The 19,995-nt window shown below is 71.7% G+C and carries 12 protein-coding genes and 1 tRNA gene; 7 read left to right on the forward strand and 6 right to left on the reverse strand.

Features of this window, described 5'->3' with window-relative positions; genetic code table 11:
- Positions 1-168: 168 nt before the first annotated feature.
- Genes hisD through FDP22_RS08595 form a run of 3 tightly spaced genes read left to right on the forward strand, consistent with a single transcriptional unit; the run spans position 169 to position 2,394 of the window.
- Positions 169-1,482 carry a histidinol dehydrogenase gene (gene hisD / locus FDP22_RS08585; RefSeq protein ID WP_138572123.1) on the forward strand — a complete coding sequence of 438 codons (1,314 nt, stop codon included), beginning with the start codon at positions 169-171 and terminating at the stop codon, positions 1,480-1,482.
- Complete coding sequence (locus FDP22_RS08590) at positions 1,479-1,949, forward strand: UPF0262 family protein (RefSeq protein ID WP_138572122.1); 471 nt, start codon at positions 1,479-1,481, stop codon at positions 1,947-1,949. The genes hisD and FDP22_RS08590 overlap by 4 nt, the downstream gene beginning before the upstream one ends.
- 4 nt (positions 1,950-1,953) lie before the next feature.
- Complete coding sequence (locus tag FDP22_RS08595) at positions 1,954-2,394, forward strand: arsenate-mycothiol transferase ArsC (protein WP_138572121.1); 441 nt, start codon at positions 1,954-1,956, stop codon at positions 2,392-2,394.
- Between the two features lie 798 nt (positions 2,395-3,192).
- On the opposite strand, the gene FDP22_RS08600 is transcribed toward FDP22_RS08595, so the two are convergent.
- The 3 genes from FDP22_RS08600 to FDP22_RS08610 form a co-directional block, all read right to left on the reverse strand.
- The gene (locus FDP22_RS08600) at positions 3,193-3,573 is read right to left on the reverse strand and encodes a winged helix-turn-helix transcriptional regulator (protein WP_138572120.1); all 381 of its coding nucleotides are present in this window, start codon (positions 3,571-3,573) and stop codon (positions 3,193-3,195) included.
- 376 nt (positions 3,574-3,949) lie between these two features.
- The gene (locus tag FDP22_RS08605; protein ID WP_138572118.1) at positions 3,950-4,639 is read right to left on the reverse strand and encodes a M48 family metallopeptidase; all 690 of its coding nucleotides are present in this window, start codon (positions 4,637-4,639) and stop codon (positions 3,950-3,952) included.
- Positions 4,640-4,656: 17 nt separating this feature from the next.
- On the reverse strand, positions 4,657-5,910 hold the full coding sequence (locus FDP22_RS08610) for a polyhydroxyalkanoate depolymerase (RefSeq protein WP_138572117.1): 1,254 nt from the start codon (positions 5,908-5,910) through the stop codon (positions 4,657-4,659).
- A 277-nt stretch (positions 5,911-6,187) separates the two neighbouring features.
- Between FDP22_RS08610 and FDP22_RS08615 the strand changes: the two genes are divergently transcribed.
- The 3 genes from FDP22_RS08615 to FDP22_RS08625 all read left to right on the forward strand — a co-directional run bounded on the left by FDP22_RS08615 (position 6,188) and on the right by FDP22_RS08625 (position 15,192).
- On the forward strand, positions 6,188-6,529 hold the full coding sequence (locus FDP22_RS08615) for an FYDLN acid domain-containing protein (protein ID WP_138572116.1): 342 nt from the start codon (positions 6,188-6,190) through the stop codon (positions 6,527-6,529).
- 89 nt (positions 6,530-6,618) lie between these two features.
- Positions 6,619-6,694 (forward strand) — tRNA-Ala (locus FDP22_RS08620).
- 554 nt (positions 6,695-7,248) lie between these two features.
- Positions 7,249-15,192, forward strand: a complete 7,944-nt coding sequence (locus FDP22_RS08625; RefSeq protein ID WP_138572115.1) for a hypothetical protein — start codon at positions 7,249-7,251, stop codon at positions 15,190-15,192.
- A 195-nt stretch (positions 15,193-15,387) separates the two neighbouring features.
- On the opposite strand, the gene FDP22_RS08630 is transcribed toward FDP22_RS08625, so the two are convergent.
- Genes FDP22_RS08630 through FDP22_RS08640 form a run of 3 tightly spaced genes read right to left on the reverse strand, consistent with a single transcriptional unit; the run spans position 15,388 to position 19,191 of the window.
- Complete coding sequence (locus FDP22_RS08630; RefSeq protein ID WP_138572114.1) at positions 15,388-17,643, reverse strand: xanthine dehydrogenase family protein molybdopterin-binding subunit; 2,256 nt, start codon at positions 17,641-17,643, stop codon at positions 15,388-15,390.
- Positions 17,636-18,694: an FAD binding domain-containing protein gene (locus FDP22_RS08635; protein ID WP_138572113.1), complete on the reverse strand. Its 1,059-nt coding sequence runs from the start codon at positions 18,692-18,694 to the stop codon at positions 17,636-17,638. The genes FDP22_RS08630 and FDP22_RS08635 overlap by 8 nt, the downstream gene beginning before the upstream one ends.
- Complete coding sequence (locus tag FDP22_RS08640) at positions 18,691-19,191, reverse strand: (2Fe-2S)-binding protein (RefSeq protein WP_138572112.1); 501 nt, start codon at positions 19,189-19,191, stop codon at positions 18,691-18,693. The genes FDP22_RS08635 and FDP22_RS08640 overlap by 4 nt, the downstream gene beginning before the upstream one ends.
- 205 nt (positions 19,192-19,396) lie before the next feature.
- Between FDP22_RS08640 and FDP22_RS08645 the strand changes: the two genes are divergently transcribed.
- Positions 19,397-19,978 carry a TetR/AcrR family transcriptional regulator gene (locus FDP22_RS08645; RefSeq protein ID WP_239031911.1) on the forward strand — a complete coding sequence of 194 codons (582 nt, stop codon included), beginning with the start codon at positions 19,397-19,399 and terminating at the stop codon, positions 19,976-19,978.
- The last annotated feature ends 17 nt before the right edge of the window (positions 19,979-19,995 follow it).

The raw sequence follows: 19,995 nt of genomic DNA on the forward strand, positions 1-19,995 counted from the left end.
GGCCGGTTCCGCGGGGGCCGGAGGGACCGCGAGGTCCCGACGCCGGGCCGGAGGCGGGGGGCCTGCCCCTCTCCGACGGACCGGCACCCCGGCCGGGGCCCGCGCGCCGCTTGAGCCGCGCCGGCGGGCAGGGTAAAGCGGGTCAGTGCCCTGACCCGAAAGTTCCAGATGCCGACCTTCCTCGACACCTCCGCCGATGATTTCCCCACCCGGTTCCGGGAGTTCCTCGCCACCCGGCGGGACGTGGAGGACGACGCGGACGCCGCCGTCGCCGGCATCCTCGCCGATGTCGCGACCCGGGGCGACGCGGCCGTCATCGAGTACACGGCCAGGTGGGACCGGCTCACCCTCACGCCGGAGAGCCTCGCCTTCACGGCCGCCGAAATCGACGCCGCCATCGCCGAGGTGCCCGCCGCGGAGGTCGAGGCGCTGGCCCTCGCCGCCGCGCGCATCCGCGCCTACCACGAGCGGCAGCTGCCCGAGGACCTGCGCTGGACGGACCCGGCCGGTGCCGAGCTGGGCTGGCGCTGGACCCCGGTTTCGGCCGCGGGGCTCTACGTGCCGGGCGGGCTCGCCTCCTACCCGTCCTCGGTGCTGATGAACGCCATCCCCGCCCGGGTGGCGGGCGTGGAGCGGCTGGTGATCTGCGCGCCCACGCCGGACGGGAAGGCCAACCCGCTGGTGCTGCTGGCCGCGCGCCTCGCCGGGGTCGACACCGTCTACCGCATCGGCGGGGCGCAGGCGATCGCCGCGCTGGCCTACGGCACGCGGAGCATCGCCGCGGTGGACAAGATCACCGGCCCGGGCAACGCCTTCGTCGCCGCCGCCAAGCGCCGGGTGTTCGGCCGGGTGGGCATCGACATGATCGCCGGCCCCTCGGAGATCCTCGTCATCGCCGATGGCGACACCGACCCGGACTGGGTGGCCCTCGACCTTCTGTCGCAGGCCGAACACGACGAAAGCGCCCAGGCCATCCTCGTCACCCCGGACAGGGGCTTCGCCACCGCGGTTGCCGCGGCGGTGGAGCGGCGGCTGGAGACACTGGAGCGCCGCGCCATCGCCGGCGCCTCCTGGCGCGACTTCGGCGCCATCATCACCGTGGCGGACCTCGCGGAGGCCGCCGCCATCTCCGACCGCATCGCCCCCGAGCACCTGGAGATCTGCACCGCGGACCCGGACGCGGTGGCCGCCACCATCCGCCACGCCGGCGCGATCTTCCTCGGCGCCTGGACGCCGGAGGCGATCGGAGACTATGTCGGCGGGCCCAACCACGTGCTGCCCACCTCCGGCTCGGCCCGCTTCTCCTCCGGCCTCTCGGTGCTCGACTTCATGAAGCGCACCACGCTGGCGCGGATGACGCCCGGCGCCCTCGCCGCCATCGGCCCCGCGGCCGAGACCCTCGCCACCTCCGAAAGCCTGCAGGCGCACGGGCTGTCCGTGCGGGCCCGGCTCGACCGGCTGAACCGGGAACCCGCCCCATGAGTGACCGCCTCATAGACATCGTGCTCGACGACACCGGCCTGTCGCTGCCCTCACCGGAAGTGGAGCAGGAGCGGCGCGTCGCGATCTACGACCTGCTGGAGGACAACACCTTCATCCTGCCGGGCGACGAGGGCCACGGCCCCTACCGCCTGCGCCTGGCGGTGCGCGAGCGCCGGCTGGTGTTCGAGATCGAGACCGAGGACGGCAGCCGCCTGGGGGAGTTCCACCTCTCCCTCAGCCCGTTCCGGCAGGTGATCAAGGACTACTTCCAGATCTGCGAAAGCTATTTCGACGCGGTCAAGCGCCTGCCCGCGGCGCAGATCGAGGCGATCGACATGGGCCGGCGCGGCATCCACAACGAGGGCTCGCAGATCCTGATGGAGCGCCTCGAGGGCAAGGTGGGCACCGACATGCCCACGGCGCGCCGGCTCTTCACCCTGATCTGCGTCCTCCACTACAAGGGCTGAGCCGATGGCGCCGCGGCCCCACTCGGTGCTCTTCTGCTGCGATTACAATGCCGTCCGCTCGCCGCTGGCCGAGGGCATCATGAAGAGCCTCTACGGCCGCGAGATCTACGTGCAGTCGGCGGGGGTGAAACACGACATCGAGGTGGACGGCTTCGCGGTCACCGTGGCCTCCGAACTGGGCATCACCCTGGAGAAGCACCGGGCGCGCAGCTTCGACGAGATGCAGGAATGGGGCGACGACCTGGGCGGCTACGACCTCATCGTCGCCCTCTCGCCCGCGGCCCAGCGGCACGCGCAGGAACTCACCCGCTACAACGCCGTGGAGGTGGAGTTCTGGCCGGTGCTGGACCCGACGGGGCTGGGCGAGAACCGCGAGGACAAGCTCTCCGCCTATCGCCAGACCCGCGACCAGATCCTCCAGCACATCCGCGACCGCTTCGGCTGACCGCAGCGGGGCCCTTGCGCGGATGTCCCCGACACCCGGCCCCGATCAGTGGCGATACGCTCCGACACCGAGCCTCGGCGCCGCGCGCCTGCGCCGGGCACCCGGGATGCGCCTCCGCGCCGGGCGGCGGCACATCGCCCCTGCGGCAGGCGATGGCGTTGCATCCCCCACGCCGGGCACTGGCGGCGCTTCCCCCCGGCAGGTGGGGCGCCTCGCCCTTGCAGCGGGCGACGGCAATGCATCCCCCCACGCCGGGCACTGGCGGTGCTCCCCTGCGGCAGGTTGGGCGACTTGCCCCTGCAGCAGGCGAGACGGCAATGCATCTCCCCACGTCGGGCGCTGCCGATGCGCCTCAGCGGCAGGTGGCGGCGAAATGCCCCCGGGAGTCAGGCCGCGGCGGGGCGCTTCCTCGACCGGCAGATCTGCTGTCATTTCGAACGGCTTCCCCTGCGCCCGTCTCCCGCTCCGACAATCTCGGTGCGCCCGCTGGCGCCGGATGCCCGGACCTTGCAGGCGCGCCGCAAGCTCGCGCCGCACACCGCGTCGGACCCCCGCGCCGCGCGCCCGTGCCGAAAATCTGCGCTGTGGACCCGCGCCGAATGCCGCATCGTGCCCCCGCGACCGGCACCGCGATTGTCCGCTGCCCGGCTTTCGCGGGATGCGTGGCGGTGCCGCTGTCATCGGTATCCGCGCCGGTGCCGCGCTGCCCGTTCGCAACCCGGTGCGGAGCGCACGGGTCCGGCGCGCCGGGTCAGGCTTCCATGCCGCGTGTGCCGCAGGCAGTTCCGGTTGGCGCGCTCAGCGGCGGCGGGAGGTGCGGCGCGGGGGCAGGGCGTCGAGGGCGTCGGCGTTCTGCCGGCCCCAGTCATAGAGCAGGTCGATGGCGCCGACGAAGCGCCGGCCGAGCGGGGTGACCGAGTAGTCCACCGCCGGCGGCACCGTGCCGTGCACCTCGCGGTGTATGAGGCCGGTCTCCTCCATGTCGCGCAGGGTCTGGGTGAGCATCTTTTTCGAAATGCCGGGAATGGAGCGGTGCAACACCCCGGCCCGCGCCTGACCGCCCAGGCGGACCTGCAGCGTGTGCAGGATCATCGTGGTCCATTTGGTCGAGAACAGCTCCAGCACGCGGCGCGGCGCGCAATCCTCGGCCCAGTCCTCATCGGGGGAGCCTCTGTCCATCCGGGGCCCTTTCGCTGGCTGTCACAGGTGCGGACCCCGTCTGCCATATCGCGGCGGGCTTGCCCAGCCATCCCGCCCGCTGCCGACGCGGCGCCGGGCGGCGCTGCGTCGGCGGCGACTGGAGGCTGGCGACTGGAGGCTGGCGACTGGAGGCTGGCGACTGGAGGCTGGAGGCTGAAGGCCAGTGAATGGTGAATGGTGGCTGGCGGAGAGTGGAGGGTGGAGGGTGGAGGGTGGAGGGTGGAGGCGGTGCGGCTCTCCGCGCATCTGGCTCAACGGCACGGCACGGCACGGCACGGTTGGCGGGCAGAGGGCGGCACTGCATGGGAGCACCTCACAGGGCCGGGCCCGCTGTGCGCAGGCGCTCGGCGCAGCGTCAGCGGAAGCGGTAGCGGTGCAGGGTGGCGCCGTGGGTACGCAGCCAGGCGCGGTGGCGGGCGTAGTCCGGACAGATGCCGGCCACCTGGGCCCAGAACCGGTCGGAGTGGTTCATCTCCACCAGATGCGCGGCCTCGTGCGCGGCCACATAGTCCAGCACCTCCGGCGGGGCCATGGCGAGGCGCCAGGAGAACATCAGGTCTCCCCGGGAGGTGCAGGAGCCCCAGCGCGATCCGGTGTCGCGCAGGGTCACCCGGCCGGGGGCCCGGCGCAGCCGCGCGGCGTAGCCGTCCACCGCCGGCACCAGCCGCTCGCGCGCCAGCGTGCGCAGCCAGGCCTCCACCCGGCGCCCGGCGGTCTCCGCCGGGCCGGGCACGGCGAGCGTGTCCGCTTCCGCCAGCACGCGCCGGCCGGTGCCGGGCAGCACCCGCGTCATCTTGCCCTCCACGGGCAGCACCATGCCCGGCGCCACGAGAACCGGCTGCGGCGCCCGGGACAGCCGGCTGCGCAGCCAGTCCTCCTGTCGCAGCACGAACATCCGCGCCTCGGCGAGGCTTACATGCGCGGGCAGGGTGAGGTGGACGGAGCCATCCGTCGCCGCGATGCGCAGCGTCAGGCGGCGCGCCCGGGCGAGGCGTTTCAGCCGGATGTCCACCGGCGGGTCGAGCAGCGTGATCGTGTCGCCCAAGGGTGCGGCCGGCCCGGTCAGCCGCGCACCGGCATGCGGCGCGCGCGGATGAAGTCCCGCACCTTCGGCTGGATGCTCTGACGCCAGCGCGAGCCGTTGAACACGCCGTAATGGCCCACCTGGGGCTGCACCCAGTGGGATTTCCTGTCCGCCGGCAGGTTCACCAGCAGGGCATGGGCGGCCTCGGTCTGGCCGATGCCGGTGATGTCGTCCTTCTCGCCCTCGATGGTGAGGAAGCCGGTGTCGCGAATCGCCCCCGGGTCCACCTTCCGGTCGCGGTAGAAATAGGCGCCGTTCGCCAGCAGGCGGCGCTGGAACACCCGGTCGATGGTCTGCAGGTAGAACTCCTCGGTGAGGTCCATCACCGCCAGATACTCGTCATAGAAGGCGCGATGCGCCGAGGCGCTCTCGCCATCGCCCTGAACCAGGTGGCGGAAATGGTTGAAATGGGCGTCCAGGTGGCGGTCGAGATTCATCGACATGAAGCCCGAAAGCTGCAGGAACCCGGGGTAGACCCGGCGCAAAAAACCCTTGTTCGGCCAGGGCACGGTCACGATCACGTTGGATTCGAACCATTCCAGCGGGTGCTGCGTGGCAAGCTCGTTCGGGGTCTTGGGGTTGCAGGCGGTGTCGATGGGCGAGCCCATCAGCGTGACGGAGGCCGGGCGGGCCGGCTCCCTGTCCTCGGCCATCAGGCTGGCGGCCACCATCACCGGAATGCCGGGCTGGCACACGGCCATCACCGCCGTCCGCTCGCCGCGCCGGGCGATGAAGCGGCAGAACTCGCGGACATAGTCGGTGTAGTCGTCCAGGTCGAAGACCCCCTCGGTCAGCGCCACGTCCCGGGCGTCCGTCCAGTCCGTGACATAGACCTCGTGCTCGGGCAGCATCGCCTCCACCGTGCCGCGCAGCAGGGTGGCGTAATGCCCCGACATGGGCGCCACCACCAGAACCGGCGGGTCGTTCCGGGCCCGGGCCACGGCGGAATCCCGCTTGAAATGCAGGAGCTTGCAGAAAGGCAGCTCCATCACCTCCTCCACCAGGACAGGCACCGTGGTGCCGGAGACCTGGGTCTCGTCCAGCCCGAACTCCGGCTTGCCGTAGCGCCGGGTGGCGTTGATGAACAGGTCGATGGCGGCGGAGGTGGCCCGGGCGCCCATGGTCGCGGCGAAGGGGTTGAACGGGCTCTGCAGGGCCTCCTGGCCCATCCGCGCCGCGAGCCGCATGGGCGAGACGGCGGCATGGGCGAGTTCATAGGCATGATAGAGCACGGGCAGTTCCTTCTGGCAGGCGGAGCCGTCCGGAAAGAGGCCCGGAGGGCGGGGGAGGGCGGGCGCGCGGGCGGGCCGGAAATCGGCCGCGCGGGAGGCCGCGGGCACTTGTGTTACGCGCGAAAGGTAAATACGGGTCTGAGGCGCTGCAAGATCTATCAGCCGTCCGCCTGCCGGCAGGCGGGCTCTGCGTCTTTTTTGCCAAAGCCTTTGACAAGCCCGGGGGGCTGTGGCATGGCCGGGCGTCTTTTTTTCCACCTGCAATCAGGGGGTCAACATGCCTAATCCCGAATGGGGCGTTAAACGGGTTTGCCCGAGTTGTGCATCCCGCTTCTACGATCTGACCAATGACCCGGCAACCTGCCCCGTCTGCGGAGGGGTCTTCAGCCTCGAGAGCCTCACCCTCAAGCGGGGTCGGGCCGAGCGGGCTGAGGTTGTGAAACCGCGTCCGGTGGCGGCTGCGGCTGCGCCTGATGCCATCGGCGACGACGTTCTCGACGACGACGAGGATATCGACGTGGCCGATGACGACGTGCTCGACGACGACGATGATGACGATACCGTGTCGATCGAGGAGATCGGCGAACGGGCCGATTCCGACGACGATACGGAAAACTGAACGCAATATCTCCCGCCGCGAATTTTCTGCTTGAACTCCCGGCGGGAGGCCACTAAACACCGCGTCACCGGAGAGATCCGGCACCGGATGGGGCCATAGCTCAGTTGGGAGAGCGCTTGAATGGCATTCAAGAGGTCAGGGGTTCGACTCCCCTTGGCTCCACCACTAACCCCCAAAGGTTAGCAGACAAAAGCCTCGCTGATGAAGCGGGGCTTTTTCTTTTGGGGCAGGCCGGGGCTCCGGCTGCCCCCCCCACCAGCGCCGGTTGCCCGCCTTCGGGCCGAGGCCCATCCGCCGCCTGCGCAGGTCTTCCCGATATCGCTGGTGCTGCTGCGGTCTCCGCCGGGGCAGGTGCTTCACGGGGCCTCGCCCGCGTGGCGCGCGCGCCTTGCCGGTGGCTCCGGGCAGGGGTGTCCGCGCTCCCGCGTCCGGGCGGATCGAAGCCCTGTGGGTCCGGGGTGATGCGTGGCCTGCCGGCGCTCCGCCTGTGCAGTAGCCGCCGGGCGGTGCCTGCGTGCCCTGCTCTGCGACCGGCCGTGCGTGCCCTCGATGTCCTTTATTTCCAATGGGTTGCGGGATGTCCGCTGCGCGGCGGCGGCTGCGTGAAGGCGGCCCCGAAAGGAAATCTGAAGAATTTCTGAACCGCCGGGCGGCCCGCTCCGACTGAAGCTGCAGAGACTGTGAACTGCGTGCTTCAACCCTTGTTCGGAGATAGCGACATGTCCACCACCCCCTCTGCCAACGGCAGCACTGACGGCCTCGATGCAACCCCGGGTCAGGAGAGCATCCACGGAGAGGTCAGCCTCGCCCCGGTTCTCGACGGGCTGGGCGATTTCATCGACGGCAGCGACGACGCGACGGGCCTGCAAGGCGCGCTCGACGACATCCGGTCCAGCAAGGACCTGCTGCAGGCGGCCAGTTCCGTCCTGGGGTTCGCCGGACAGGTGAGCGACACCGCCAGCGCGGTGCAGGATCTCACCGAAGGGCTGGAGGCCGCGCTGAAGGTCGTCGTGAAGCTCTCCAGCGTGTTCGGCAGCGCGTTCAAGGCGGCGACGGACATCATCTCGAAGGGCCTCGACCAGGTCGGCGACGCGGCGGAGAAGCTGGAGCACCGGCTGGAGAACATCGTCGACACCGCCGGCAAGCTGCAACTGGTCATCGACGAGGCCATCGGCGTGATCGAGGAGGTGGTCGAGCCGAACCTGATCGAATCCATCGCGCAGGGCGACGTGCTGCGCGCCACGGTGCGGCATCTCGATGACACCATCCATGTGCTGGAGACGCCGAAATTCGAGATCGTCGCCCCCGGTCAGCAGCAGACGCCCGCCTCCATCGCGCTGCGCCTGGAGGGGGCGGCGGGCCAGCTCAAATCCTTCGCCGAGGCGTTCGAGGAAGGTGCCGCGGCGCGGGGAGATCTGGTGGCGCGGGCCAATGCCATTCCCGGCCAGACGGTGTTCGGCGCGGTGGCGGGCGCCAACCGGGCGCTTGGCCACACGGTCGAGGTGATCAACACCGCGGCTGACGTGATGGATCGCGTGAACGACAAGGTCGGCTTCCTGCTGGCCCCGATGGAGATCGTGGCCACCGTCGTGCGGCCCATCGCGCCCCTGCTGAACGCGGCGAGCTTCGTGTTCAACGCGGTCGTCGCGCCGGTGCTGAACCCGGTGCTGCGGGCGACGCACATCGACAGGCTGCTGGAGCCCGTCGCGGACCTGTTCAACAGCTTCACGCCGAACGTGGCCGGGGTGGAGAACTTCTCCGGCCAGCTCAGCGCGCTGACCGGCAACCTCTCGGACCTCGCGGATTTCGACAGGATCACCGAGGGCCTGTCGCAGGAGGACAAGGACGCCCTGCGCTCGGAGGCCGAGACGGCTGCGGCGGACGCGGCCGTCGACATCGCCAGGGACGGGGCGCTGGCCGTCGCGAACCTCGCCGTCGACGTGGTGTTCGACCGGTTCGTGGAAACCTCGCTGGCGCAGGTGCAGCGCGCCACCGTCTCGAACGTCGACCGGGAGGGCAACACCTATACCGGCGACGTGGTGCTGGCCGATGCCTTCGGCACGACGCTCACCGGCGGGAACGGCGACGATATCCTGGTCGATGACGGGCGTGACATGACGCTGGCCGGCGGCGCGGGCTCGGACGTGTTCATCATGGACGAGGGCGATGACCGCGTGGAGGGCGGCGCGGGCGACGATTACGCCGTCTACGCCGACCGGGTGACCGAATTCCGCTTCCTGTTCGGGGAAGGGGCGGACGGCAAGGTGGAGATCACCATCGTCCACCTGAACCCCGATGACGCCCGCTCCGACCAGGGCACGGACACGTTCGTCGGCGTGGAGCATTTCCATTTCGACGATCTCGGGCTGGCCGAGCTGGCCATCGACGAGATCATCCAGCTGGAGGGCGACGAGGGCGTCAATTTCGAGGACACCCAGCCCAACGGCACCGGCGCGGCACCCGGGGTGGGCGAGAACGTCGACATCGTCTTCGGCAGCACCGGGGACAACGACATCCGCACCGGCAGCGGCGACGACTTCATCGTCACCGGCGGCGGGCGCGACACGGTCCGCGCCGGGGACGGCAACGACATCGTGGCCATCTCCGGCGACGTGGCCGCCATCGACATCGACGGCGGCGCGGGCCGTGACGTCATCTCCGCGGTGGGCGTCGACCAGGACCTGCGCTTCGACCTCGGGCTGGTGCCCGACGCCACCCAGGCGGCCTCCGCCCCGATGACGAGCTACGTGGATGTCACCGCCAGCTATGCGGTGGGTGACGCCGCCCTGCTGCGCGCCGGGGCGACCATGGGCGCGGTGTCCGGCGCCCGCGTGGAGGTGACCCGGCGCATGGCCGGTTTCGAGGACGTTCTGGGCGGCGACGGCAACGACACGATCATCGGCAACGACGTGGAGAACGCGCTGTTCGGCAATGCCGGCGATGACACGATCGAGGGCGGCGGCGGCGGCGATGTGCTGAACGGCGGCCTCGGCAATGACAGGCTGACCGGGGGTGCCGGCGACGACATCCTCATCGGCGGCTCGGGCGATGACACCTTCTTCGGGCTGAACGGCACCGACCAGATCTCCGGCGGCGCGGGCTTCGACCGGCTCGACATCTCGGCGCAGGGCAACGACCAGGTGATCGACCTCACCGGAACCGGCGCCGTCGCGAATGTCATCGAGGGTGTCGAGGGCCTGACGACCGGCGGGGGCGACGACCGGGTGACCCTCACGGACGAACTCGACGAGCTGGTGACCGGCGCAGGCCGCGACACCGTGCACATGCGCGGCGGCGATGCGAACGGAGTGCAGGTCGACACCGGCTCGGGCACCGACACGCTGGAGGTGACCCTCGACAACCTGGCGACCATCGATCTCGGCGCAGGCGATGACACCGCCATCCTGATGATGGCGGCGGGCGCGCTGGACGGGGCCGCGATCTCGCTGAGCGGCGGCGGCGGCACGGACACGTTCCGCGCGCAGACCGGCGTGACCGGACCGCCCGACGGCGCAGCCGATCCCGACAGCGCGACGGCCCCCGCGATCTCCGGCGTCCGCCTCAGGATGACCGGCATCGAGGACACGCTGATCGGCACCGCCACGGACAGCGCGGGCCATGAAGCCGCGCTGTCGCTCGAGGGGTTCGAGAAGCTGCGACTCTCCGATCTCGCGGACCGGATCGACGGCCGGATGAACCTATCGGAGATCTACGGCGGCGGGGGCGATGACGTCATCGACGTATCGGGCAACGTCACCGGCAAGACCAGCTTCTCCGTCGGCGGGCAGCTCTTCGCCCGGCTGGTGGACGGCGGCGCGGGAAATGACGTGCTGACGACCGCCACCCTGGGCTCGACCCTGCTGATCGGCGGCGCGGGCGACGACGTGCTGGACGCGACCGGCCTGTCCGACCGCGCGGCCTTCACCCCCGCCTTCAGCGGCATACTGGACAGTTACGCGCGGTTCGAGGGCGGCGAGGGGCTGGACGGCGGCGCGGGGGACGACCTGTTCCGGCTCGGCGCCGCGGCCAGCGGCAGCCTCGCCATCTCCGGCGGCGACGGCACCGACACGATGGAATTCTCCGCCAGCGCCTCGGGCATCACCGTCGATCTCGGCGCCGCCATCGCGACCGCCGATGACGGCAGCTTCTCGATCGCCGCGCTGCAGAAGGGCGCGAACAAGGTCTTCTTCGATATGTTCTTCGCCACCACGCAATCCGCCGTGGCGAACGCCTGGGACGGCGGCTTCGGGGTCGAGAACGTGGTCGGCTCCGCCTTCGGCGACACGCTCATCGGCGACAGCGGCGACAACGTGATCGACGGCGCGGCCGGCGATGACAGCCTCTCGGGCGGCGCGGGCGACGACGTGGTGTCGGGCGGCGCGGGTACCGACCTCCTGGAGGGGGGCGCGGGCGACGACGTGCTGCTGCTGGGCACCGGCCTGGACGGGCTGATCGGCGGAACCGACACGCTCGACGGCGGCACCAGCGATGCCGACGGCGACACCGCCAGCTTCACCGACGGCGCCGCGCTGGTGGGCGTGTCGGCCAGCCTGGCCACCGGCCATGCCGACGCCCGGGTGCTGGGCCTGCGCATCGCGCAGATGCTCGACATCGAGAACCTGGTGGGCACCGGCCTCGACGACCAGCTGGTCGGCGACGACCGGGCGAACCTGCTCTACGCCAACGCGGGCGATGACCTCGTCCTGGGCCTCGGCGGCGATGACACGCTGGTCGGCGGCGGGGGCGACGACGCGCTCTTCGGCGGCGACGGCGCCGATACCTTCGCCGGTGGCGCGGGCGAGAACACGCTCTCGGGCGGCGCGGGCGACGACACCTTCCTGCTGGACGGCGGGGTGAACGTGATCCTCGGCGGCGCGGGGCAGGATGCGCTGGAGGTCCAGACCATCCTCGTCGACCAGGTGGTCCGCACCACGGCCGTGAACCCGGAGACCGGCGAGGAGATCACCGGCACCCACACCGAGACCGCGCGCTCCCGCTTCGAGCTGATCGAGGAGGACGGCACGCTGACCGTGGTCCATCTCATCGACCTGCTGGACGGGGAGACCGGCGCAACCGCGCCCACCGAGCTGGGCCGCGCCGTGATCGGCGCCGACGTGGAGGAGATCCGCATCTTCGAGCCGGACGCGGAGGGCAATCCCGTCCTCCTGCGCAGCCTCGACGTCGGTGCGCTGCTGGCCGACACCGTCACCGAGACGCCGGACGGGCCTCTGCCGCTGCCCGTCGCCGGGGGGGTGGTGCCGGAGCCGGACACCACCCGGACCTTCACGCCGATCACGCTGGAGGAGATCGCGGGGGCGAACGGCGCCGCCGTCGCGAACACCTCGGCGCCGCCGCAAACCGTGGCGCTCTCCAACGGCGATTTCCTGGTGATCTTCCCCACCAGGGTGTCCGACGCCACCGGGGTGGAGCTGAAGGCCCAGCGGTTCACCGCTGACGGCGACGCGGTGGGGGGCCCGATGGACCTGCCGATGCACGCGCCCGGAACCTTCGGCCGCGACCTGGTCGGGCAGTTCGATGTCCTGCTGCTGGAGGGTGACCTGCTGGCAGTGGCCGCGGCCAACCAGCTCAACGGCGTCGCCAGCCGGGAGGCCGCGCTGGTGACCACCAATGTCTTCGACCTGAGCGGCGGCGGCATCGTGGAGGTGGCGGGGCACCGGGGCGTCTATGCCGGCGCGTCCGGCGCCTTCTCCCCCAGCCTCAGCGGCACGAGCATCGACACCGTGCGGCTGAACGTCGTCTTCAGCAACGGCGGCTCCCCCGCCACCGGCGCCGGGTTCGACGGGCTGGGCGAGGGCAGCTTCGGGCCGGAGGATGCCGACGGCCCGGGCTTCACCTCCCCCACCCGAGGCTTCGGCACGGCCATCGACTCGGCGCAGCTCTCGAACGGCAGCACCGTGGAGGTGTTCAGCGCCATCGCCCTGCTCGACAGGACGAGCGCCATCCGGATCACCGATGCGCAGGGCAGTGTGGTGAGCAGCGGCAGCATCGGCTTCGGCGACGCCTTCCCGCACGACACCACCGTCACCGCCCTCGCCAACGGCAATTTCGTGGTGACCGCGACAACCAGCCGGGAGACCAACTCCACCCGGGCGCGCATCCTGGACGCGCAGGGCAAGTCCCTCACCGGCGCCTTCCTGGTCGGGGACACGTCGCGCAACGACAAGGTCGTCCAGGCGGAGATCGTGGCGCTGGGCGATGGCGGCTTCATCGCCCTCTACACCCGCTACGGCACCGTCTCCGGCCAGCGCTTCAGCGCGGAGGGGGCGCGTCTGGGCGAGACGTTCACGGTCGGCGTGGCGCGGAACGCGGACACGCCGGCCTCCGCGGCGCTGCTGGAGGACGGACGGATCGCGGTGAGCTTCCTCGGGTTCGCCTCGGACGGCGAAACCCCGGAAATCCGCACCGTGATCCTGTCGGACGTGCGCCACCACATCGAGGGCGACAACGGCGCCGACGAGATCGCCGGCACCGACCGGGCGGACCACATCGAGGGCAAGGGCGGCGATGACATCATCGACGCCGGCGCCGAGAACGACGAGATCCACGGCGATGACGGCGACGACCTGATCGTGGCCGGCGCGGGCGATGACGATGCACGCGGCGGCGGCGGCGCGGACAGGATCATCGGCGGCCAGGGCGACGACACCCTGCAGGGCAACGACGGCGACGACATCCTGGTGGGGGGCGCGGGGCAGGACCGGCTCTTCGGCGGCGATGGCCGGGACATCCTCTCCGGCGGCGCGGGCGACGACATGCTGCACGGCGGTGCGGGAGACGACAGGCTCGACGGCGGCCGGGGGGACGACGCGCTGACCGGCGGCACCGGCCGCGACACGCTGGACGGCGGCGAGGGCGATGACGTGCTCACCGGCGCGGAGGGCGGCGACCGGTTCGTCTTCGCCACCGACATCGCCGAACTGGCCGACGGCAGCCGGGTGCGGCTGGACGCGCCCATCGGCTTCGGCCGCGACACGATCACCGATTTCGACGTGCTGGAGGACGTGATCGACCTGACGCGGATCGCCGATCCCACGGGCTTCACGCTCACCCAGACCGCCCAGGGCGTGCGCATCGCCATCGGGGAGAGCGAGATCCTGCTGGAGGGTGTCACGCCGGGCGCGCTCTCGGCCGGGAACTTCGACTTCGGCGCCATCGACGCCGCGCGGGAGGTTCTGACGGGTGGCGCCGGCGCCGACCTGCTGATCGGCGACGGCTACCTGCCCTTCGTCGGCGGCAATCTGGTGCGGAACGGCGATTTCGGCACCGGTGACCTCTCGGACTGGACGGTGCTGAACCCCACCGGCGGCCGCGCGCCGGGGGTCGCCTCCGCGGAAGGGGCCGTGGCCCTGAACGCGGGCGGCGAAGGCAGGTACGGCGACGGGCTCTCGCAGCAGCTCGCCACCGCGCCCGGCGCCACCTATGACGTGACGGTGGTGCTCGGCCAGCGCGGCGGCGATGCCGGCGACCATACCGCCCTTGTCGAGATCCTCGACGCCACGGGCGCGGTGATCGCCAGCCGCAGCGCCGTGGTCTCACGCGGCGAGACGGAGGCGGTGACCTTCGGCTTCACCGCCACGGGCACGGCCACGGACATCCGTATCACCAATCCCACCTCCACCCGCAGCTCGGGCACCGACCTGCTGATCGACACCGTCTCGGTGGAACAGTCCGGCGCGCCGGCCGGGGATGACGTGATCTCGGGCGGGGACGGCCGCGACACCATCCACGGCGACGGCGGCCGGCCGGAGCTGGTGCGCGAGAGCTTCAACTGGGAGGGGCTGAGCAGCGCGCAAGCCAAAAGCGGCGTGGTGCGCGACACCGGGTCGGTGGAGGTGACCTACACCGTCCTGTCCGCCGACGGGTTCACCTCGGCGATCTCCTCGAAGACGATCAACGTCGCGGGGATCGACGCAGGCTCCGACCGGGTGGACACGGCCCACAGCCTGGTCTCCGACAACGGCTCGAACGGCCACACCAGCGTCCGCGAATGGGCCTTCTCCGAACCGGTGTACAACGTGGCCTTCAACATCACCGACATCGACCATGCCGACGAGGTCACCATCCGGGCCTTCGACGCCGGGGGCAACGCGATCCCGGTCCGGCTGACGGCCGGCAGCAAGGTGGCGCTGAGCGACACCGACGACGTCGCCGGCACTGACCATGCCGACGCGCGCAGCTCCGACCGGAGCGGGCTCGATGCCTCGGGCACCGTCACCGTCGGGATCACCGGCCCGGTGGCCCGCGTCGTGGTCGAGCACGGCAATTCCGGCGGTTCGAACAGCGGCGTCTTCCACTCCGACATCCACTTCGATGCCCCCACCGGCATCGACGCCGCCGGGGGGGACGACGTGATCTCCGGCGGGGCCGGAGCGGACCGGATGTTCGGCGAGGGGGGAGACGACACCTTCGTCTTCGCCGGCGCGGCCGAGGGCCAGGGCGACGTGCTCTTCGGCGGCAACGGCCCGGACATGCACACCGATCACGACGTGCTCGACCTGCGCGGCGCCGGCGCGGTGAGGATCCTGCAGGCCGAAGACGCCAGCGACTTCGGCGCCACCGCCGGCACCGTCACCTTCGCGGATGGCGGCACCCTGACCTTCGGTCAGATCGAGGCGGTCCTGGCCGACGAGTTCCTGTTCTGACGCCCGATCGCGCGACGGCCCGGCCGGCCGGGGGGCACCCGCCTTCCGGCCGGCGTCCGTTCGCCCGGCCTCCCGCTGAGGGCCGTGCTGCGCAGGAACGCCGTGGGGGAGCCGGGCCCGCCCGGACGCCGCGCCCCGCCATCGCGGGGAAGAAAGGCGGGGGGCCGGGCGCATGCGCCGGCCCCCCGCCGCGTGTCAGAGGCCGAGGATGTCCTCGATGCGGATCGGGAAGCGGCGCACCCGCACCCCGGTGGCATGCCAGATCGCGTTGGCGATGGCGCCCACGCTGCCGGTGATGCCGATCTCGCCCACGCCCTTGATGCCGAGGTCGTTCACGAAGGGGTCGTCCTCGTCGATCAGCAGGGCCTCCATGGCCGGCGTGTCGGCATTCACCGGCACGTGGTAGCCCGCGAGATCCGCGTTCACCAGCTTGCCGGAGCGCCGGTCGTGCAGCGCCTCCTCGTGCAGGGCGAAGGACAGGCCCCAGATCATCCCGCCGTAGAGCTGGCTGCGCGTGAGCCGGGGGTTGATGATCCGCCCGGCGGCGAAGGCGCCGACCATGCGACTCACCCGCACCTGGCCGAGCTCCGGGTCCACCTTCACCTCGGCGAACACCGCCCCGTGCGAGAACATCGCCCGGGCCTCGGCATTGGCCGGGTCGCGCGCGCCGGTGCCGGTGCCCTCCAGGGTGGTGAGCCCGGCGCGGGCCATGATGTCGGCATAGGCCTCGCTGCGGCTCTCGTCATCGTTGCGCACCAGGCGGCCGTCCCGGCCGGTGACCCCGGCGTTGCCCGCGCCGAAGAGCGGCGAGGCCGGGTCCGCGGTGGCGATGTCCGCGAGGCGGGCGAGCACGTCGCGCCCGGCGGCATGCAGGGCGCCGCCCGCGGTGGCGGTGTGGCCGGAGCCCCCGGCGATGCCGCCGCTCGGCAGGGTGGAGGAGCCGCTGTTGAACGTCACCTGGTCGATGTCGAGCCCCAGCCCGTCCGCCGCGAGCTGGGCGAGGACGGTCCAGGCGCCCTGGCCCATGTCCACGCCGGAGGTCTCGACCACCGCCGTGCCGTCGGCCCGCAGTTCCGCGCGCGCCTGCGCCTGGAACATCGGCGCGGGGAAGAGCGCGCTGCCCATGCCCCAGCCGACGAGCTGCCCGCCCGCGTCGCGCATCTGCCGCGGGGCCAGCGGCCGACCGGCCCAGCCGAAGGCCTCGGCGCCGCGGGCATAGCAGGCACGCAGCGACTTGGCGGAGTAGGGCTTGCCGGAGATCGGGTCGGTCTCGGCGTAGTTGCGCAGGCGGAACTCCAGCGGGTCGATGCCACAGGCCGCCGCCGCCTCGTCGATCGCGCTTTCCAGCGCCGCGGACCCGGAGGCTTCCCCGGGTGCGCGCATCGGCCCCGGGGTGCCGATGTCCATCCGCATCGCGTCATGCCGCGCCAGGATCGCCGGGCTGGCATAGAGGTTGAGCGAGGCGTTCGCCGCCGGTTCGATGAAATCGTCGAAGGTGCTGGTGGCCGACACGGCATGGTGCTCCAGCGCGGTCAGCCGCCCCTCGTGGTCCATGCCCAGCCGGAGGGTCTGCCGGGTGGCGCCGCGATGGCCGACAGGCCCGTACATCTGCGCCCGGGTGAGCACCAGTTTCACCGGCCGGCCCAGCATCCGCGCCGCGAGGATGGCGAGCACCTGCGGCCCGGCCAGGATGGCCTTGGACCCGAAGCCGCCGCCCAGGAACGGGCTGCGCAGCAGCACGTTCTCCGGCGGAATGCCGAAGAAGGCGGCGAAGCCGGCCTGCGACAGGGCGATGGCCTGGTTGGGCATGTCGATGGTCAGGTGATCGCCCTCCCATTGCGCCACGATGGCATGCGGCTCCATCGCGTTGTGGTACTGGCCGGGGGTTTCGTAACGGGCCTCCAGCACCTGGGCCGCGGCGGCGAACCCGGCTTCCGGATCACCGGTTTCCTGCCGGGCCGGGCCGCCGACACCGGCGGTGGCCGCCGGTTCGGGAAGGCCGTCCGCGAAGCCGACACGCGCCGGCTCGGCCTCGTAGCGCGGCGCGAGCAGGCGGGCGCCCTCGGTCGCGGCCTCCAGGGTTTCGGCCACCACCAGCGCGATCGGCTGGTTGGGGTAGCGCACCCGGTCGTTCTGCAGCGCGTCCATGCGGAAGCTGAACGGCCCGGGCTTCGAATCCGGGTCCTGGGCCAGCGGCGGCCGGTTGGCGGGGGTGATCACCTCCACCACGCCGGGATGGGCCTTCGCGGTTGCCACGTCGAGGAAACTCACCCGTCCGCGCGCGATGCCGCTCACCGCCGTCACGGCGTGCAGCAGACCCTCGGGATGGGTGTCGGCGGCATAGGTGGCCGCGCCGGTGACCTTCAGGACGCCGTCGCGCCGGGTCATCGGCTGGCCGCTGTTGGACCCGTGCCGGACCTGGGAAGGGGCGAGGGTGAGGGGCTCAGTCATGGGCGAATTCTCCGGGTTCGGTCGCGAAGACGGAGCCGGGCAGGGCCGGCATCCGGGCCGGGGTGCCGGCGGCGGCGCGCAGCAGGGCCCGGGCCGCCACCCGCTTCGCGAGCGCGATCTTGAAGGCGTTGTCACCCGAGGCGGCGGCCTCGGACAGGGCGGCTTCGGCGGCGCGTTCGAAGGTTGCGCGGTCGGGGCTGGCGCCTTCGAGCAGCGCCTCCGCCGCCCGGGCGCGCCACGGTTTCGCCGCAACCCCGCCGAGCGCCAGCCGCGCGGCGCGGATCCTGCCGTCACGGATCTGCAGCGCGGCGGCGGCGGAGACCAGCGCGAAGGCGAAGGAGGTGCGCTCGCGCAGCTTCAGGTAGCGCGTGTGGGCGCGGAAGCCGGTGGCGGCGGGCGGCAGCAGCAGCGCGGTCACCAGCTCGCCGGGTGCGAGCGCCGTTTCGCGCTCCGGCGTGGCGCCGGGCAGCAGGTGGAAGGCTTCCAGCGGCAGTTCGCGCGTGCCCTCGGGCCCGGCGATCTCCACCACCGCGTCCAGCGCCGCCAGCGGCACGCAGAAGTCCGACGGGTGGGTGGCGATGCACGACGGGCTCCAGCCGAGGATCGCATGGGTGCGGTTCTCGCCGCCCACCGCGTCGCAGCCGCTGCCCGGATGGCGCCGGTTGCAGGCGGCGTCGGTGTCGCCGAAATAGGCGCAGCGGGTGTGCTGCATCAGGTTTCCGCCCACCGTGGCCATGTTGCGCAGCTGCGGCGAGGCGCCGGAGAGCAGCGCCTCCGCCACCGCCGGGAAGGCGGCGGCGAACCCCGGGTCCCGGGCGAGATCGGCGTTGCGCACCATGGCGCCGACCCGGTAGCCGCCGTCGGGCAGGGCCTCGATCCGGTCCAGCCCCGGCAGGCGGGTGATGTCGATCAGACGGTCCGGGCGGGCCGCGCCGACCTTCATCATGTCGAGCAGGTTGGTGCCGGCGGCGAGGAAGGCCGCGCCCGGGCCGGCAGCGGCAGCCACGGCCTCGGCCACCGAGGCCGGGCGGATGTAATCGAAGCGATTCATGCGGTTCTCCGTTCGGTTTCGTCCGCGTCGAGGAACTGGCGGGCGGTCTGCACCGCCTCGGCGATGCCGGCATAGGCGCCGCAGCGGCAGAGGTTGCCGCTCATGCCCTCGCGGATGCGCTCCGGGTCGTCCCCGGTCTCGTCCTCGCGCAGCAGGCCGACGGCGCTCATGATCTGCCCGGGGGTGCAGAAGCCGCACTGGAAGCCGTCATGCTCGATGAAGGCGGTCTGCACCGGGTCCAGCCGGCCGCCGGTGGCCAGCCCCTCGATGGTCAGGATCTCGGCGCCGTCATGGCTGACGGCCAGCGCGAGGCAGGAATTGATGCGGCGGCCGTCCACGAGTACGGTGCAGGCGCCGCACTGGCCGCGGTCGCAGCCTTTCTTGGTGCCGGTGAGGATGAGCCGCTCCCTGAGAAGGTCGAGCAGCGTCACGCGGGGGTCTTCGAGGTCGAGATCCTGACGGACCCCGTTGACCGTGAGGCTGATGGACAGAGTCATGCATGCTCCGATCGGTGTATGTATCAGGTGTGAATTGACGCCGGGAGAGGTTGCGCGACAGGGGCCGCGGGCGTTTTCCGTCGGGGCCGGAACGTGGAGTGCCCGGAAAAGGGGCTCGCACCGGCCGCGTAGGAAGCTTATACGGAGGTTGCCTCCGTTTAGCAAGGGCAAAAGAGAGGAGCCGGGAGGACGAATGGGAGAAGGCGTGCAGAAGGCAGGCCGCAGGCCGCGGGCGGATTCGCTGCGCAACCGGGAGAAGCTGCTTCTCGCGGCCCGTGACGTGTTCAGCGCCGGCGGGCCGGAGGCGAGCCTGGAGGCCGTGGCGCGCCGCGCCGGGGTGGGCATCGGCACGCTCTACCGGCATTTTCCCACGCGCGAGGCGCTGTTCCAGGCGGTCTACCTGCGCGATGTCGACCAGCTCGTCGCGCTTGCGCAGCAGGCGGCGGACGGGCGGGACCCTGTCGAGGCCCTGCGCCAGTGGCTGCACGCCTGCGTGGGGATGGTGGCCACGAAGAAGGGCATGCTCACAGCGCTCGCGCCCTCGGTGCAGGGCTCGGACCCGCTCTTCGCGGACACCTCACGCCGGTTGCGCGCCGCCGTGGGCTCGCTGATGGAGCGGGCGGTGGCGGCGGGGCGCATTCGCTCCGACCTCACCCCTGAGGACCTGATGCGCGCGATGATCGGCATGTGCTACACCCGCGAGCAGCCGGGCTGGCAGACCACCGTTGTCCTGCTGCTCGACGTCTTCGTGGACGGGCTGCGCCTGCCTCCGGACCCCGCCGCCTGAGCCTGCCGCGCATGCGG

The organism is Paroceanicella profunda, assembly GCF_005887635.2.
GTDB classification, from domain to species: Bacteria; Pseudomonadota; Alphaproteobacteria; order Rhodobacterales; family Rhodobacteraceae; genus Paroceanicella; species Paroceanicella profunda.